This window comes from Pantoea sp. AN62 (assembly GCF_050432985.1).
In the GTDB taxonomy this organism is placed as follows: domain Bacteria; phylum Pseudomonadota; class Gammaproteobacteria; order Enterobacterales; family Enterobacteriaceae; genus Pantoea; species Pantoea brenneri.
In genome coordinates this window covers 259681-277339 of sequence record NZ_JBNPYB010000001.1, presented here as the reverse complement: position 1 = coordinate 277339, position 17659 = coordinate 259681, and the positions used below count along the sequence as shown (strand labels likewise).

General features: G+C 55.5%; 11 protein-coding genes. 6 read left to right on the top strand and 5 right to left on the bottom strand.

Annotated elements, in window-relative coordinates; translation table 11 throughout:
- Nucleotides 1–26: 26 nt before the first annotated feature.
- From cydC to trxB, 3 genes are all read right to left on the bottom strand, one after another.
- On the bottom strand, nucleotides 27–1757 hold the full coding sequence (gene cydC / locus FHW04_RS01355; protein WP_089561099.1) for a heme ABC transporter ATP-binding protein/permease CydC: 1731 nt from the start codon (nucleotides 1755–1757) through the stop codon (nucleotides 27–29).
- Nucleotides 1757–3526 (bottom strand): heme ABC transporter permease/ATP-binding protein CydD, encoded by a 1770-nt coding sequence (cydD, locus tag FHW04_RS01350; protein WP_031376982.1) that lies wholly within the window; start codon nucleotides 3524–3526, stop codon nucleotides 1757–1759. The genes cydC and cydD overlap by 1 nt, the downstream gene beginning before the upstream one ends.
- A 144-nt stretch (nucleotides 3527–3670) precedes the next feature.
- The gene (trxB, locus tag FHW04_RS01345; protein ID WP_031376981.1) at nucleotides 3671–4639 is read right to left on the bottom strand and encodes a thioredoxin-disulfide reductase; all 969 of its coding nucleotides are present in this window, start codon (nucleotides 4637–4639) and stop codon (nucleotides 3671–3673) included.
- A gap of 522 nt (nucleotides 4640–5161) precedes the next feature.
- Between trxB and lrp the strand changes: the two genes are divergently transcribed.
- The 6 genes from lrp to FHW04_RS01315 all read left to right on the top strand — a co-directional run bounded on the left by lrp (nucleotide 5162) and on the right by FHW04_RS01315 (nucleotide 14368).
- Nucleotides 5162–5656 (top strand): leucine-responsive transcriptional regulator Lrp, encoded by a 495-nt coding sequence (gene lrp / locus FHW04_RS01340; protein WP_006118610.1) that lies wholly within the window; start codon nucleotides 5162–5164, stop codon nucleotides 5654–5656.
- Nucleotides 5657–5774: 118 nt separating this feature from the next.
- Nucleotides 5775–9368 (top strand): DNA translocase FtsK 4TM domain-containing protein, encoded by a 3594-nt coding sequence (locus FHW04_RS01335; protein WP_089561098.1) that lies wholly within the window; start codon nucleotides 5775–5777, stop codon nucleotides 9366–9368.
- A 181-nt stretch (nucleotides 9369–9549) separates the two neighbouring features.
- Nucleotides 9550–10161 carry an outer membrane lipoprotein chaperone LolA gene (gene lolA, locus FHW04_RS01330; protein WP_031376650.1) on the top strand — a complete coding sequence of 204 codons (612 nt, stop codon included), beginning with the start codon at nucleotides 9550–9552 and terminating at the stop codon, nucleotides 10159–10161.
- 7 nt (nucleotides 10162–10168) lie between these two features.
- Nucleotides 10169–11512, top strand: a complete 1344-nt coding sequence (locus FHW04_RS01325) for a replication-associated recombination protein A (RefSeq protein WP_089561097.1) — start codon at nucleotides 10169–10171, stop codon at nucleotides 11510–11512.
- Between the two features lie 93 nt (nucleotides 11513–11605).
- Nucleotides 11606–12898 carry a serine--tRNA ligase gene (gene serS / locus FHW04_RS01320; protein WP_031376648.1) on the top strand — a complete coding sequence of 431 codons (1293 nt, stop codon included), beginning with the start codon at nucleotides 11606–11608 and terminating at the stop codon, nucleotides 12896–12898.
- Between the two features lie 318 nt (nucleotides 12899–13216).
- Nucleotides 13217–14368: an MFS transporter gene (locus tag FHW04_RS01315; RefSeq protein ID WP_031376647.1), complete on the top strand. Its 1152-nt coding sequence runs from the start codon at nucleotides 13217–13219 to the stop codon at nucleotides 14366–14368.
- 55 nt (nucleotides 14369–14423) lie between these two features.
- On the opposite strand, the gene pflA is transcribed toward FHW04_RS01315, so the two are convergent.
- Entirely contained in the window at nucleotides 14424–15164 is a 741-nt protein-coding gene (gene pflA, locus FHW04_RS01310) for a pyruvate formate lyase 1-activating protein (protein WP_031376646.1), read from the bottom strand.
- Nucleotides 15165–15330: 166 nt separating this feature from the next.
- Nucleotides 15331–17613, bottom strand: coding sequence for a formate C-acetyltransferase (pflB, locus tag FHW04_RS01305; protein WP_031376645.1), 2283 nt, complete (start codon nucleotides 17611–17613; stop codon nucleotides 15331–15333).
- Nucleotides 17614–17659 lie beyond the last annotated feature (46 nt).

Here is a 17659-nt window from a genome sequence, read left to right as displayed (position 1 = left end):
GTTCTACTCATCAGCATGTCGCTAGACTATAGCGCAATCCGCTGCCGGAAACGCCAGTAGCGGCCCGCTTTTGAGATTAATTCGGCATGGCTGCCTTGCTCGACAATCACACCGTTATCCATCACACAAATGCGGTCCATTTGCTCCAGTCCGCTCAGGCGATGAGTCACCATCATCACCGTTTTGCCGATGGTAAGCCGCTGTAGCAGGCTGAGAATGTGCTGCTCAGTGGTGGCATCCAGCCCTTCGGTGGGTTCATCCAGCAGCCAGAGATCGCCATCATGCAGCGCCGCCCGGGCAATCGCCAGGCGTCGTAGTTCACCACCCGACAGTGGGCGACCACCTTCGCCCAGCCAGGCGTTTAAACCCTCCGGCGTCTCCAGCAGGCGCTGCAGGCCGGTATCGATCAGTACCTGACGTAATGTTTCATCGCTGGCGGCAGGGCAGGCCAGCAGCAGGTTATCACGCAGGCTCTGACTGAACAGATGAACCCGCTGAGTCACCACGCTGATACGCTGGCGCAGTTCCGATTCCGGCCAGGCGGCGATCGGCAGATCGTTCAGGCTGATTGTGCCAGGCTGGCACTCCCAGGCACGGGTCAGCAGCGCCAGTAAGGTCGACTTCCCACAGCCGGTAGGACCGAGCAGCGCAATGCGTTCACCCGGGTTAACCTGCAGCGAGAGCTGATTGAGTACCTTATCCGGACGATCGGGATAGCTGAAATCGAGCCGATCAATCTCTACCGCCAGGCTGCCGGTCCGGGCGCGACCCTGCGTCGGGAAGGTGATGGCCGGGACCTGATCGATAATGTCATTAACCCGCTGCGCCGAGGTGATCACCTGTGACATCGGCAGAAAAGCCGTGGCAACCGGCGCCAGCGCTTCAAATGCCGCCAGCGCACAAAAAACCACCAGTGCGATCAGCGAGCCGGGTAACTGCTGTTCGCTGATGCTGCCCGCACTCAGCCACAGTAGCGAGGTCACCGTCAGGCCGCTGATCAGCAACAGCAGACTCTGCGCGGCAGCCTGTAAACGTAGCTGCTGGCGCTGCGCCTGAAGCCAGTGCTGTTCCTGCTCATCGAGCTGTTTACGCCACGCCTGTGAAGCGCCATACAGGGTAAGTTCTGCCTGACCGGCCAGCCAGTGCATCAGCTGGGTGCGCCAGCGGGCCCGGCCATCGGCAATGGCTACTCCGGCTGGCGAGCCAAGACGATAAAACAGCGCCGGCAGGATAATCAGGGTGCCCAGCATGATAGCGCCCAGCGTCAGTCCGAGCTGAAGATCGATAAAACTCAGGCCGAGGGTGACCACCATCGTCACCACCAACGCGCCTGCCAGCGGAGAAATGACCCGCAGATAGAGATGATCGAGCGTATCGACGTCTGCAACAAAACGGTTGAGCAGATCGGCCTGGCGAAAACGCGATAGTTGGCCCGGTGAAAGCGCAATCAGGCGGCTGAAGGTATGCACTCGCAGATGCTGCAATACGCGGAAGGTCGCATCGTGGCTGACCAGCCGTTCAGCATAGCGGGCAGCGGTGCGGATGATGGCTGCGCCGCGAACGCCAGCAGCAGGCAGCATATAGTTGAAACTGTAAAGTCCGGCCACGCCGGCCACTGAGGAGGCGGCAAGGAACCAACCGGAAAGCGTCAGCAAGCCGATGCTGGCCAGTAAAGTGAGAATCGCCAGCATTACTCCCAGCGCCAGGCGAAAAGGGTGACGCAGCCAGAGGCGCAGGAACGGACGTAAAGCGGACATCAGCCAATCTCCTGTTGACGGTGTTTCAGCATCTGATTGAACGGCCCCGCTTGTTGCGACAGCGTCTGCCAGTCACCCTGTTGCACCAGTTTGCCGGCCTCCATCACCCACAGCGTCTGCCCGTCGCTTAATGCATCAAGCTGATGGGTAATCATCAGCGTGGTCTGTTGGCTGGCCGCCTGATTCAGCGCCTGCATCACATGACGTTCGCTGAGCGCATCCAGACTGGCTGCCGGTTCATCCAGCAATAATAAATGCGAGGGTTTATAAAGCGCGCGCGCAACCGCAACGCGCTGTGCCTGGCCGACCGACAGCTGGTTACCGCCATCGCCGGGCTGTGTCTCAATCCCCTGCGGCAGCCGTGGCAGGAATTCGTTAACGCCACTGGTTTCGAGCACCGCAGCAAAGCGTGCGGCGTCCCAGCTGGCGTTCATCACAATATTGTCGCGCAGCGTGGCGGCCGGTAACTGAGGATTCTGCCCAACCCAACTGAGCTGCTGATGCCAGTCAGTACGGCGAATGTCACGGATTTCAACCCCGTTTGCCTTCAGCGAGCCCTGATAGGGCAGAAAACCCAGCAGGGCGTTCATCAGGGCCGTTTTGCCGGCACCGCTTTGACCGACCAGCGCGACGCGTTCGCCTGGCGCCAGAGTAAAGTTAAGCGGGCCACACAGCGGCTGACCATCGGGTGCACAGATCAACAGATCGACTGCGGCGAGATCGAGCGGGCCAGTGGCAGTAAACGGCGTGTCACCCTGCGACGGGCCGCTGGTTGGGCTGCCCTGCATGAACTGTTCGAGCGCATCGGCACCGCCGACGGCCTGCGCTTTTGCATGATAAAACGCTCCTAAATCGCGCAGTGGCTGGAAGAATTCAGGCGCGAGAATCAATACCAGGAAACCAGCAAACAGGGTGACGCCCTGACTGTAATCCCCGAAGTGCAGTTCGCCGAGATAAGAAAAACCAAAATAAACCGCCACGACGGCAATCGCTAACGAGGCGAAGAATTCCAGCACCGCCGAAGAGAGAAACGCCAGACGGAGCACTTCCATGGTGCGCTGACGGAAGTCAGTAGTGGCCACCGCTACCGCCTGTTGCTCAGCCGCGCCACGGTGAAACAGCCGCAGCGTTTCGCGGCCGCGTAAACGATCAAGGAAATTACCGCTCAGGCGCGCCAGTACCAGAAAGTTGCGACGGTTTGCTTCGGCTGCGCCCATCCCGACTAACGCCATAAACAGCGGAATCAGCGGCGCGGTCGCGAACAGAATCAGACCCGCTGTCCAGTTAAGCGGAAAGATCGCCAGCAGGATGCAGCAGGGGATCAGCACGGCCAGCGTCATTTGCGGCAGGTAGCGAGCATAATAGTCCTGCATCTCTTCGATTTGCTCGAGCAGCAGGGTGGCCCAGCTGCCGGCGGGCTTGCCCTGAATCCATGCCGGACCGAGCGCTGATAAACGATCCAGCACCTGCTTACGTAATGCCTGACGAATAGCCTGACCGGCACGGTAGCCGACCCGCTCGCGGGCATAATTGATCGCAGCGCGCAGCACGAAGCAGAGCAATAGCAGCAGCATCTTGCCAGCCAGTGCTGCACGTGGTTGCTGTTCAATAATCAGTGCCTGAAGCAGCGAAGCCAGCAGTGCGGCCTGAACAATGATTAACAGTGCGCTAACCACGCCCAGCAGCGTGCTCAGTCGCAACCAGCGACCGGCGAAATGACGTTGCTGACGTAGCCAGCGGGTGAGGTGCTGCTGCCGGGTTTTGTCCATGCGAGACCATGCGTTGAGCCGATGAGCGATGAAAATAATGGGGCATTTTCATCCCGTCCAGGCGCAAGAATCTAGCATGCGGGCAATAAAAAAGGCGACTGAAAAACAGTCGCCCGGAACATTTGAGATCAGAGGGTTAACAACTTACTTATCGTTTTTAACCAGCCCGTCAAGAAAACGTTCAGCATCTAACGCAGCCATACAGCCGGTGCCGGCCGAAGTAATGGCCTGGCGATAGATGTGGTCCATGACATCACCCGCGGCGAACACCCCAGGAATGCTGGTCTGGGTCGCATTACCGTGCAGGCCAGACTGGACTTTGATGTAGCCATTTTCCAGCTCAAGCTGACCGTCAAAGATGGCCGTATTCGGGCTGTGGCCGATCGCTACAAACAGACCGGCGACGTCCAGCGTTTCGGTCTCTTCACTGTGCAGGGTTGAGCGTAAAGTCAGGCCGGTAACACCCATCTGATCGCCCACCACTTCTTCCAGCGTACGATGGGTGTGCAGCACGATATTGCCGTTGCGGACTTTTTCCATCAGGCGATCAATCAGGATCTTCTCTGCACGGAAACTGTCACGACGATGGATCAGATGCACTTCCGCCGCGATGTTAGCGAGGTAAAGCGCCTCTTCAACCGCGGTGTTACCGCCGCCGATCACCGCCACTTTTTGATTGCGATAGAAGAAGCCGTCGCAGGTGGCACAGGCGGAAACACCTTTGCCTTTAAACGCCTCTTCCGACGGCAGGCCCAGGTAACGGGCAGATGCGCCGGTCGCGATGATCAGTGCATCGGCAGTGTACTCGCCGCTGTCACCGGTCAGGCGGAACGGACGGTTCTGCAGATCGACCGTGTGGATATGGTCGAAAATGATCTCAGTATTGAATTTTTCGGCGTGCTCATGCATGCGTTCCATCAGCGATGGACCTGTCAGATCGTGCGGGTCGCCCGGCCAGTTTTCCACCTCGGTGGTGGTGGTCAGCTGTCCGCCTTTTTCCAGACCGGTGATCAATACCGGATTCAGGTTGGCGCGTGCAGCATAAACGGCTGCGGTATAACCCGCTGGACCGGAGCCCAGAATGAGTAACTTACTGTGTTTGGCCGTACTCATGCGTTCCTCAGTTTCATTCGGCTGACATAGCCTGCGATTGTAGGGAATATCCGGCGGCAAAGACAAGGCTTAGGCAATTTTGTTAACGATAGCTGCAAACGGCGTAGACGATGAGTCGGCTTTTCGCCTGCCGGCTGCGCCAAAAGGGGGCAAAAATCGGTTTTTGCTGGTGCAGCAGTTCAAAAATACTCATTTAAAAACAGATACCCAGCGGTCTGTCTGGCATCTTGTACTGAATTTGGACATTTTACTTTGACAATCGCCTGCGCTTTTGCGAAAACATTATCAGAAGCGAATAACATTAATCGGAACAAAACAGGGTTTCCTCTCCTGTTTTGCACACAACTCCGAATAAATGCAGCCTGATATTGGTAATGACGCATGATGTGGACAGACAACATGCGTCATACGGATGAGTGTGAAAGCGCACAGGCTCGGTTAGTTCACTTCAGAAATGCCCCGAACAATGAGCGTTTTCAGGGCGTGGCAGGTAAAGGGAAGGAATTAAGAGAGACAATAATAATGGTAGACAATAAGAAACGCCCCGGGAAAGACCTCGACAGAATTGACAGGAATATTCTGAATGAACTTCAGAAAGATGGTCGCATTTCAAACGTGGAACTTTCCAAACGCGTAGGATTATCGCCTACGCCATGTCTTGAGCGTGTGCGTCGTCTCGAACGCCAGGGTTTCATCCTTGGCTATACCGCGCAGTTAAACCCACATTATCTTGATGCTTCACTGCTGGTGTTTGTTGAGATTACTCTGAATCGTGGCGCGCCCGATGTGTTTGAGCAATTTAACGCCGCTGTACAAAAACTTGAGGAAACTCAAGAGTGTCACCTCGTTTCTGGCGATTTCGACTACCTGCTGAAAACGCGCGTACCTGATATGTCCGCTTACCGTAAACTGCTGGGTGAAACCCTGCTGCGCCTGCCGGGCGTAAACGACACGCGGACTTACGTGGTGATGGAAGAGGTTAAACAGAGCAATCGGCTGGTGATCAAAACTCGCTAATGCGGGGCAGGTGCAAAACCTGTGAGATTTCGGTACACTCCTGTGAATTCATACAGGACCAGCGTCGGGCCAGCCCGACGCTGTTGCTTCTTACTTTACAGGCACCTGGAGAGTTCTCTTGAGCCAGGAATACACAGAAGATAAAGACGTTTCGTTACAATCGCTGAGCAGTGGACGTCGTCTGCTGGAAGCGTTGCTCATCCTGGTGGCGCTTTTTGCCATCTACCTGATGGTTTCTCTGGTCAGTTTTAACCCTTCCGACCCGAGCTGGTCGCAAACGGCCTGGCATGAACCTATTCACAATATTGGCGGCAGCGTTGGCGCCTGGCTGGCTGACACCTTACTTTTCATCTTTGGTGTGATGGCGTACGCCATTCCTCCGGTGATCCTCGGCCTGTGCTGGATTGCGTTTCGTCAACGTGATAACCAGGACTATTTTGACTATTTCGCTGTTGGCTTACGTCTGATCGGCGTGCTGGCGCTGGTGGTTACCACCTGCGGCATGGCGGCGCTGAATGCGGACGACATCTGGTACTTCGCCTCAGGCGGCGTTATCGGCAGTCTGGTGAGTAATGCGATTGCCCCCTGGTTTAGTCCGGCTGGCGGCACGCTGACCTTACTCTGCGTCTGGGCGGCGGGCATTACGCTCTATACCGGCTGGTCGTGGCTGACTATCGCCGAAAAAATCGGTGGCGTGGTGATGGGTGTGCTGACGTTTGCCAGCAACCGTTCCCGTCACGATGAGCCCTGGCAGGAAGAAGAGGATGAGCCGGAAGCGCGTGAGCAAGTTGACGCGCCGCTGCTGCGTGCCGCTAACCCTGACGATGAGGACGATGTGCTGCTTTCTGCACCGCGCAGTGCGGCTGCCGGGGTGGAGCTTTCTCAGCAGGATCCGCTGCTGGCGAAAGCCGCTGCCGCAACCAGTGCAGCCGTAGCGGCCACCACGCAAGCGGCAGAAGGGGCGATCGCCCCAGCGTCTGCGCCAGCGACATCCGCAGCCTCGGTGCCGCCATCCGCTGCACCGCATACGCCGGCAACTTCAGCGCCTGTCTCGCAGCCAGCAGCAGCCCCGGCCTTTACGGCACCGCCTACCGCGGCACCGGCAGCCAGCCACGCCACTGAGTCAGCGTTTGCCGCAGCCAGTACGCCTGCGCATAACGCGCCAGCGGAGAATCCGCCGTTATACCGTTTTGAGATGCCGGATGAAGCGTCTGCTTCGCCGTCGTTCAGCGCCTATGACGATGATGAGCCTAAGATGGGTAACTGGCGTGATACGCCATCAATGCCTGCCGCACCGACCGCAGCCGTAGCAGCGGCTGCCTCGACTGCCCAGGCGGCGACGCGCACCGCACCGGTATTCGATCTGGCGCCTGAAACCAACCTCAATCCGCAGGTTAAGCAGGGCATTGGTCCGGCACTGCCGCGTCCTAATCCGGTAAAACTGCCAACCCGACGTGAGCTGGCCTCGTATGGCATTAAATTGCCTTCTCAGCGCATGGCGGAAGAGAAGGCGAAAACCGAAGAGAATGTTTCGGCTGCACCTGTCGAAGCGGAAGCGGAAGAGGCGATGCAGCAGGCTGAACTGCGTCAGGCATTCCAGTCTGAACAGCAGCAGCGTTATGGCACCGGCTGGCAGCAGGATGACGAAGATGAGCAGGAAGCGCAGCAGCAGGCCGCGCTGGCTCGCCAGTTCGCCGAACAGCAACAGCAGCGTTATGAGCCGGAAGTGAAAAAAGAGGCCCCGCTATTTAATCTGGATACGGCGTCCGCTTTTGACTTCTCACCGATGAAAGATCTGGTCGACGAGGGTCCGGTCGAGCCGCTGTTTACGATAGCCGCCACGCCGGAACCGGAAGCCCCTGCGGCCTCGCATGAGCCATGGCAACAGACGCGTGAAGTTTCAACACCTCAGGCTGCCGCACAGGTGCCGGCACCGACCGCTTTTGCGCCAGCTGCGCCTGAGCAGTCTGCCTATACCGCATCGTCTGCGACGCCGTCGCCGTACTCTGCCTCACCGGCAGCCGAACAGACGCCAACGCCAGCCGCGCCACAGCAGTCTGCCTATACGGCACCTGCCGCAACGCAGCAGCACACCGCTTCACCTGCGGCACCACAGGCAGCCGCGTATACTTCGCCTGCTGCCGCGCCGGTTGAAGAGGTTAAGCCGACGCTGCATGAAAGCCTGATCCATCCGTTCCTGATGCGTCATGAACAGCCGCTGGAAAAACCGTCTACTCCTCTGCCTTCGCTGGATCTGCTGACCGCACCGCCAGAAGAGGAAGAGCCGGTCGATATGTTCTCTCTGGAACAGACAGCCCGGCTGGTTGAGTCGCGCTTAGGCGATTACCGGGTGAAAGCCGAAGTGGTTGGCATCTCACCTGGTCCGGTGATTACCCGCTTCGAACTGGACTTAGCGCCGGGCGTTAAAGCTGCGCGTATCTCCAACCTGTCGCGGGACCTGGCCCGTTCACTCTCCACTGTTGCGGTACGCGTAGTGGAAGTGATCCCGGGTAAACCTTATGTCGGTCTGGAATTACCGAATAAGCATCGTCAGACGGTTTATCTACGTGAAGTGCTGGACTGTCCTAAGTTCCGTGACAATCCTTCACCGCTGGCAGTGGTGCTGGGTAAAGACATTGCGGGCCAGCCGGTGGTGGCCGATCTGGCGAAAATGCCACACCTGCTGGTCGCCGGTACCACCGGTTCCGGTAAGTCAGTTGGCGTTAACGCCATGATCATCAGCATGCTGTATAAAGCCACGCCGGAAGAAGTCCGCTTCATCATGATCGACCCGAAAATGCTGGAGCTGTCAGTCTATGAAGGGATCCCGCATCTGCTGACCGAAGTGGTTACGGACATGAAAGACGCCGCCAATGCGCTGCGCTGGAGTGTCGGTGAAATGGAACGTCGTTATAAGCTGATGTCGGCGCTGGGCGTGCGTAACCTGGCGGGTTACAACGAAAAAGTGGAGCAGGCCGAAGCGATGGGCCGTCCTATTCCCGATCCGTTCTGGAAGCCGGGCGACAGCATGGATATGACGCCGCCAGTGCTGGAAAAACTGCCTTATATCGTGGTGATGGTCGATGAGTTTGCTGACCTGATGATGGCGGTCGGCAAAAAAGTTGAAGAGCTGATTGCCCGACTGGCGCAGAAAGCCCGTGCCGCCGGTATCCACCTGGTGCTGGCGACGCAGCGTCCTTCGGTAGATGTGATTACCGGTCTGATCAAAGCCAACATCCCGACGCGTATTGCCTTTACCGTGTCGAGCAAAATTGACTCCCGTACTATCCTCGACCAGGGCGGCGCGGAATCGTTGCTCGGTATGGGTGACATGCTTTACATGCCGCCGAACTCTTCAATGCCAGTCCGTGTTCACGGCGCGTTTGTCCGGGATCAGGAAGTGCATGCTGTGGTTCAGGACTGGAAGGCGCGCGGTCGCCCACAATACATTGAAAGCATTACCGCAGGTGAAGAGAGCGAAGGCGGTGGCGGCATCGACAGTGATGAAGAGCTTGATCCGCTGTTTGACCAGGCGGTGGGCTTTGTGGTCGACAAACGACGCGCCTCTATCTCCGGTGTTCAGCGTCAGTTCCGCATCGGCTATAACCGTGCCGCACGTATCATTGAACAGATGGAAGCGCAGGGCATCGTCTCTGCACCGGGACACAATGGTAACCGTGAAGTGCTGTCGCCACCGCCGCACGATATGTGACGTCTGACGATACGTTTTGCAACATTAATCAATGAGCCAGTCCTGACTGGCTCATTGTTTTTACGCGGTTTAACCCCATATCTGAGAGAGCTTTCGGTTTATTCTCCTGTTCTGATGGCGGAATGGCGACCAGGCTTAACGCAGCTATTCATGGGAACGTTTAAATAAGGAATTGAAGCAGATGAAATTACGCGTAATTGCTCTTGGCCTGCTGGCCACCTTTTCTTCAGCCAGCGTACTGGCTGATGCTTCCAGTGATCTGCAACAGCGCCTGAATAAGGTCAGCAGCTTCCACGCCAGCTTTACCCAAAAAGTGACCGACAGTAGCGGTGCCAACGTGCAGGATGGTGAAGGCGAGCTGTGGGTAAAACGTCCCAGCCTGTTTAACTGGCACATGACCGCTCCGGATGAAAGCATCATCATTTCCGATGGCAAATCGCTGTGGTTCTACAATCCTTTTGTTGAACAGGCGACCGTCAGCCTGTTGCAGAATGCGACCAGCAACACCCCGTTTATGTTGATTGCCCGCAATCAGTCTAATGACTGGAAGCAGTACAACATTAAACAGCAAGGGGACAACTTCGAACTGACGCCAAAAAACAGTGACGGCAACCTGAAACAGTTCACCATTCAGGTGACGCCAGGCGGAACCATTAACCGCTTCAGCGCCATTGAACAGGATGGTCAGCGCAGCGATTATCAGCTGAAAAGCCAGCAGAATGGCGCGATCAGCCCGGATAAATTTACGTTCACTCCGCCAAAAGGCGTAACGGTGGACGATCAACGTCAGTGAGGTCACAGTGAGTAACCTGTCCCTGGATTTTTCCACTGAAAATTTCAAACCTCTGGCCGCGCGTATGCGGCCAGAAACGTTGAAACAGTACATTGGTCAGCAGCATCTGCTGGGTGTCGGAAAGCCATTGCCGCGCGCCATTGAAGCAGGCCATCTGCACTCAATGATTCTGTGGGGGCCACCCGGGACCGGCAAGACCACGCTGGCTGAAATTATCGCGCACTATGGCAACGCCGATGTGGAGCGTATTTCTGCGGTAACCTCCGGCGTTAAAGAGATTCGTGAAGCCATTGAGCGCGCCCGTCAGAGCAAACAGGTCGGGCGACGTACCATTCTGTTCGTCGATGAAGTTCATCGCTTCAACAAAAGCCAGCAGGATGCGTTTTTACCGCACATCGAAGATGGCACCATCACCTTTATCGGTGCCACGACTGAGAACCCCTCGTTTGAGCTGAACTCGGCGTTGCTGTCGCGAGCCAGAGTCTATCTGCTGAAATCGCTGACCCACGACGATATCGAACAGGTGCTGGATCAGGCGATGCAGGATAAAGTGCGTGGCTACGGCGACAGCGACATTGTGCTGCCAGAGAATACCCGCCGGATGATCGCTGAACTGGTCAATGGCGATGCCCGACGGGCGCTGAATACGCTGGAGATGATGGCCGACATGGCCGAAACCAACGCGTCGGGCCAGCGTGAACTGACACCGCAACTGCTGAATGAAGTCTCAGGCGAACGATCGGCACGTTTCGATAACAAAGGCGACCGCTTTTACGATCTGATCTCGGCGCTGCATAAATCGGTACGCGGCTCTGCGCCGGATGCTGCGCTTTACTGGTACGCACGCATTATCACCGCGGGCGGCGACCCGTTGTACGTGGCACGGCGTCTGCTGGCGATTGCTTCTGAAGATGTCGGCAATGCCGATCCGCGCGGCATGCAGGTGGCGATTGCGGCCTGGGACTGTTTTACCCGCGTTGGCCCGGCGGAAGGGGAGCGTGCCATTGCCCAGGCAATCGTCTATCTGGCCTGCGCACCGAAAAGCAACGCAGTCTATACCGCCTTTAAAGCGGCAATGCGCGATGCACGTGACCACCCTGATTATGACGTGCCGGAACATCTGCGTAATGCCCCGACCAAGCTGATGAAAGAGATGGGCTTAGGCAAAGAGTACCGTTATGCCCATGACGAGGCGAACGCCTACGCGGCTGGCGAAGTCTACTTTCCGCCTGAAATGGCGCAGGCGCGTTATTATGTCCCTACTCAGCGCGGGCTCGAAGGTAAGATTGGCGAAAAGCTAAGCTGGCTGGCTGAGCAGGATCAAAATAGCCCGACAAAACGCTACCGCTGAAACAGACGTTACGGTAATGTGGTCAAGGTTTTCAACGCATTCCGCTGGAATGCGTCCCTTCTTTCAATCAACTTTTAAATACACAGGATAAGCATGCTCGATCCCAATCTGCTGCGTAACGAGCCAGACGCAGTCGCAGAAAAACTGGCACGCCGGGGATTTAAACTGGATGTGGAAACGCTGCGTACGCTTGAAGAGCGTCGTAAAGTCTTGCAGGTCGAAACAGAAAACCTGCAGGCGGAGCGCAATGCCCGATCCAAATCCATCGGCCAGGCCAAAGCCCGTGGGGAAGACATCGAGCCACTGCGTCAGGAAGTGAATGCGCTGGGCGAACGCCTGGATGCCGCTAAAGCAGAACTGGATGAACTGCAGAATCAAATTCGTGACTTCGCGCTGGCGCTGCCAAATATTCCGGCAGATGAAGTGCCACTGGGTAAAGATGACAGCGAAAACCAGGAAGTCAGCCGCTGGGGCGAACCGCGCCAGTTCGACTTCGAGGTAAAAGATCACGTTGAGCTGGGTGAAGCGGCGAAAGGGCTTGATTTTGCGGCCGCCGTGAAGCTGACCGGTTCACGCTTTGTGGTGATGCAGGGCCAGATCGCGCGTCTGCATCGTGCCCTGAGTCAGTTCATGATCGACCTGCACACTGAGCAGCACGGTTATCTCGAAACCTACGTGCCTTACCTGGTCAACCATGAAACGCTGTACGGTACCGGTCAGTTGCCGAAGTTCGGTGAAGATCTGTTCCATACCCGTCCGCTGGAAGAGGAATCAGACAGCAGCCACTATGCGCTGATCCCAACGGCGGAAGTCCCGTTGACCAACCTGGCGCGTGACGAGATTCTTGAAGAGGAGAGCCTGCCGGTTAAGCTGACTGCGCATACTCCGTGCTTCCGTTCTGAAGCCGGTTCTTATGGCCGTGACACTCGCGGCCTGATCCGTATGCATCAGTTCGATAAAGTCGAGATGGTGCAGATCGTAACGCCGGAACAGTCAATGGATGCGCTGGAAGAGCTGGTCGGCCACGCCGAGAAAGTTCTGCAGCTGCTGGACCTGCCTTATCGTAAGGTTTTACTCTGTACCGGCGATATGGGCTTTGGCTCGACTAAAACCTACGATCTGGAAGTCTGGTTACCGGCTCAAAATACCTATCGTGAGATCTCCTCATGCTCCAACATGGGCGATTTCCAGGCGCGCCGTATGCAAGCGCGCTGCCGCAGCAAGCAGGATAAGAAACCGCGTCTGGTTCATACCCTGAATGGTTCAGGTCTGGCAGTGGGTCGTACGCTGGTGGCGGTGCTGGAAAACTATCAGCAGCAGGATGGCCGCATCGTGGTGCCTGAGGTTTTACGTCCTTACATGAACGGCGTTGAGATTATCGGCTAAGCCCGCACTGAATAGCAGACCCGGCTTCGGCCGGGTTTTTTTATGTCTGTTATCTCTGCGCAGGGTTAGTTCGTCTTAGGAACTTATCACAAATAAACGTTATCGATATCAGAGCAGCTGAACGGCTTAAAAATCCTGTTTTTCATAGAGATAGCATTTGTGGTTCTGCCGCTTAGTCTGTTTGTAACCCACTGATGATTAGTAAATTAAATTGTGATACAGCAAAATGTGCTGCAACAAATTTGTCCCCATTGACTTTAAAAAAGCCAATGGCAAACTGCGCGCAATTTCCTTCATTCGCTTTGGTTCCTGCCCCCTATGTCAACCTGGTCACGTCCCGTGATATTGCTGCTTTGCGGCCTGCTGTTAATGACCGTCTCAATCGCCGTACTTAATACGCTGGTTCCGCTGTGGCTGACCCATGACTTACTGACCACATGGCAAGTGGGTATCGTCAGTTCATCCTATTACACCGGCAATCTTGCTGGCACAGTGCTGGCTGGCTGGTTAATCAGACAGTACGGATTCAACCGCAGCTACTATCTCGCCACCGGCCTGTTTGCCGTGGCGACGATCTGCCTGGCGATGATGGAAGGCTTCTGGGCGTGGAGTTCGCTGCGATTTATCGCTGGCGTCGGCTGTGCGCTGATGTGGGTGGTAGTGGAGAGCGCGTTGCTGTGCAGCGGCACGGTGCGCAATCGCGGCCAGCTACTGGCTGCCTATATGATTGTCTACTATCTCGGCACCGTGGCCGGACAACTGCTGGTCAGTAAGCTGTCGACAGAATTGTTAAGTGTGATCCCGTGGGTAACCAGCCTGGTGTTTTGTGCGGTATTGCCGCTGGTCTTCACCCGTGTTTCCGCCAGCAGTGAACCGGCTGAAGCGGCCCCAGGACGCATCTGGCCAATGCTGCGTCGTCGCAGTTCGCGCTTGGGCATCAACGGCTGCATCATCTCAGGCATCGTTCTGGGTTCGCTTTACGGCCTGATGCCGCTCTACCTGTCGCATCAGGGTATGAGCGATGCCAACGTCGGTTACTGGATGGCATTGCTGGTGAGCGCAGGTATCGTCGGTCAGTGGCCGATTGGCCGGCTGGCTGACCGCTTTGGCCGCATGCTGGTATTACGGGTCCAGGTGTTTGTAGTGATTCTGGGCGCGATGGCCATGTTGACTAACGCCGCGATGGCGCCGGCACTGTTCGTGCTGGGGCTGGCGGGTTTTACACTCTATCCGGTGGCGATGTCATGGGCCTGTGAAACGGTAGCGCACCATGAACTGGTGGCGATGAATCAGGCGCTGTTGATGAGCTACACCGTTGGCAGTCTGGTGGGGCCGGGAATGACCTCAATGCTGATGCAAAATTACTCTGACCGGCTGCTGTTTGTGATGATTGCAGCAGTGGCACTGATCTATCTGGTGATGCTGCTGCGTAAAGCGAATCATCATGCCACGCCGGTGGCGCATGCCTGAGGGCAGGGTATGAAAAAGGGAGCCACGGGCTCCCTTTTTATTGTTATCTGGCTAATCAGTACATCACTTCGTGGCCATAGCTGGCGAGAATATTTTTAACTCGCTCCATCGTCTCTTTGGTTGGCGGTTTGACTCCATCCAGCTTGTATTCTTCACCCATCGCAATCCATTTATGCTTGCCCAGTTCGTGGTAGGGCAACAGCTCAATCTTTTCAACGTTTTCCATATCGCGGGTGAATTCACCCAGCCGGTGCACGCTATCGTCGTCGTCAGAATAGCCAGGCACGACCACAAATCGAATCCAGGTCCGTTTACCTTTTTTCTGTAGATAGCGGGCAAATTCCAGCGTGCGGTGATTCGATACGCCAACCAGAATCTGGTGAATTTCATCATTCATCTGTTTGAGATCGAGCATTACTAAATCGGTCACCTCAAGCAACTCATCGATAACCGGATCGTAGCGGCGGACAAAGCCGTTGGTATCAAGACAGGTGTGAATGCCTTCAGCTTTACAGGCGCGGAACCAGTCGCGCACGAATTCAGCCTGAAGAATTGCCTCACCGCCCGACGCCGTGACGCCGCCGCCTGAGGCGTTCATAAAATGACGATAAGAGAGTACATCCGCCATCAACGCCTCGACGCTGATCTCTTTCCCGCCGTGGGTGTCCCAGGTGTCACGGTTGTGACAGTAGAGACAGCGCATCAGGCAGCCCTGGAAGAAGGTAATGAAACGGATACCGGGACCATCGACGGTTCCGCAGGATTCGAATGAGTGGATACGACCGTTGACTGACATTGCGATGTTTTCTCCAGTGAGTCTGCCGGGACAGACGGCGCAATCTCTGTTGCGCTCAGGGCAGGAAATCGATTCTGATCGTGACCGTAGATGAGATCACCATCAGAACAGACTTTTGAATAAAAGGCTCCCTGCGGAGCCTTTTATATTCAGTACAGCGCGGTGTTTACAGTGACTGCGTAAACGTACGGGTAATCACGTCCTGCTGCTGTTCTTTAGTCAGGGAGTTGAAGCGTACAGCGTAACCGGAAACACGGATGGTCAGCTGTGGATACTTCTCTGGATGCTCCATGGCGTCCAGCAGCATTTCACGGTTCATCACGTTGACGTTAAGATGCTGACCGCCTTCGATGCTGGCTTCATGATGGAAATAACCATCCATCAGACCGGCAAGGTTGGCTTTACGCACGTTATCATCTTTACCCAGCGCGTTTGGTACAATCGAGAAGGTATAAGAGATACCATCTTTGGCGTAGGCAAACGGCAGTTTAGCGACGGAGGTTAGTGACGCTACCGCACCTTTCTGATCGCGGCCGTGCATTGGGTTCGCACCTGGACCGAATGGCGCGCCAGCACGACGTCCATCTGGGGTGTTACCGGTTTTCTTACCGTAAACCACGTTAGAAGTAATGGTCAGGACAGACTGTGTCGGTACGGCATGGCGGTAAGTGTTGAGCTGCTGAATTTTCTTCATAAAGCGCTCAACCAGATCGCAGGCCAGGTCATCGACGCGCGGGTCGTTGTTACCAAACTGCGGATATTCGCCTTCAATATCAAAGTCGATTGCCAGGCCATCTTCATCACGTACTGGTTTCACTTTGGCATATTTAATGGCTGACAGTGAATCCGCTGCCACTGACAGACCGGCAATACCACAGGCCATAGTGCGATAAACATCACGGTCATGCAGCGCCATCAGTGCGGCTTCGTAGCTGTACTTATCATGCATGTAATGGATGATGTTCAGCGACGTCACATACTGTTTAGCCAGCCAGTCCATGAAGTGGTCCATACGCGCCATAACGGTGTCGAAATCCAGCACGTCATCGGTAATTTTGTCTTCTTTCGGTCCAACCTGCATTTTCATTTTTTCATCAACGCCGCCGTTGATTGCGTACAGCAGGGTTTTCGCCAGGTTGGCACGCGCACCGAAGAACTGCATTTGTTTGCCGACGATCATCGGGCTGACGCAGCAGGCGATGGCGTAGTCATCATTATCGAAGTCAGGACGCATCAGGTCATCATTTTCATACTGCAATGATGAGGTATCGATGGAGACTTTAGCTGCATATTTTTTGAAATTAATAGGCAGTTTTTCAGACCACAGAATGGTCATGTTCGGCTCTGGTGAAGGACCCATGGTGTAAAGGGTATTCAGGAAGCGGAAGGTGCTTTTCGATACCAGTGTACGGCCATCAACGCCCATACCGGCCAGTGATTCGGTTGCCCAGATTGGATCACCAGAGAACAGTTCGTCATATTCCGGCGTGCGCAGGAAACGGACCATACGCAGTTTCATTACCAGATGGTCAATCAGCTCCTGTGCCTGTTCTTCGGTTAGTTTACCGGCTTTCAGGTCACGTTCGATGTAGATATCCAGGAAGGTAGAGACACGACCAAACGACATCGCGGCGCCGTTCTGCGATTTAACTGCGGCCAGATAGCCGTAGTAAGTCCACTGTACCGCTTCCATAGCGTTGGTTGCCGGACCTGAGATGTCATGGCCATATTTGGCTGCCATCTCTTTAATCTGGCCCAAAGCACGATGCTGATCAGAAATCTCTTCACGCAGACGGATAGTGGCTTCAAGATTAACGCCATTTTCCAGGTCGCTCTGTAAAGAGGCGAACTGTGCGAATTTGTCCGCCATCAGATAGTCGATACCGTATAAAGCGACACGACGGTAGTCACCAATGATGCGGCCACGGCCGTAAGCATCAGGCAGACCGGTCAGGATACCTGATTTACGGCAGCGCAGAATATCCGGGGTATAAACGTCGAAGACACCCTGGTTATGCGTTTTACGGTATTCAGTGAAGATTTTTTTCAGCGATGGGTCGAGTTCGCGGCCATAAACTTTGCATGAGCCTTCGACCATTTTGATGCCGCCATAAGGAATGATGGCGCGTTTTAATGGGGCTTCGGTCTGCAGACCAACGATTTTTTCCAGCGGCTTAATGATGTAGCCCGCGTCATGCGAGGTAATGGTTGACGCCAGGTCAGTATCGAAATCTACCGGTGCGTGGGTGCGGTTCTCAATTTTAATGCCTTCAAGTACGCTTTCCCATAATTTGGTGGTCGCTTCGGTCGGACCCGCCAGGAAAGACTCATCACCTTCATACGGAGTGTAGTTTTTCTGGATGAAGTCGCGCACATTGACGCTATTCTGCCATTCACCTTCAGCAAATCCTTCCCAGGCTGAAGCCAGTTTTGCATTAAGTTCGGTCATAATATACCTGCCTTATATGAGGAGACTTTACGGTCGGGCGCAGTGA

Excerpts from the sequence above, each read along its gene's own strand:
- pflB (WP_031376645.1), bottom strand. The coding sequence starts at position 17,613 with ATGACCGAACTTAATGCAAAACTGGCTTCAGCCTGGGAAGGATTTGCT.
- lolA (WP_031376650.1), top strand. The coding sequence starts at position 9,550 with ATGAAATTACGCGTAATTGCTCTTGGCCTGCTGGCCACCTTTTCTTCA.
- cydD (WP_031376982.1), bottom strand. The coding sequence starts at position 3,526 with ATGGACAAAACCCGGCAGCAGCACCTCACCCGCTGGCTACGTCAGCAA.
- pflA (WP_031376646.1), bottom strand. The coding sequence starts at position 15,164 with ATGTCAGTCAACGGTCGTATCCACTCATTCGAATCCTGCGGAACCGTC.
- trxB (WP_031376981.1), bottom strand. The coding sequence starts at position 4,639 with ATGAGTACGGCCAAACACAGTAAGTTACTCATTCTGGGCTCCGGTCCA.
- lrp (WP_006118610.1), top strand. The coding sequence starts at position 5,162 with ATGGTAGACAATAAGAAACGCCCCGGGAAAGACCTCGACAGAATTGAC.
- serS (WP_031376648.1), top strand. The coding sequence starts at position 11,606 with ATGCTCGATCCCAATCTGCTGCGTAACGAGCCAGACGCAGTCGCAGAA.
- FHW04_RS01315 (WP_031376647.1), top strand. The coding sequence starts at position 13,217 with ATGTCAACCTGGTCACGTCCCGTGATATTGCTGCTTTGCGGCCTGCTG.
- cydC (WP_089561099.1), bottom strand. The coding sequence starts at position 1,757 with ATGTCCGCTTTACGTCCGTTCCTGCGCCTCTGGCTGCGTCACCCTTTT.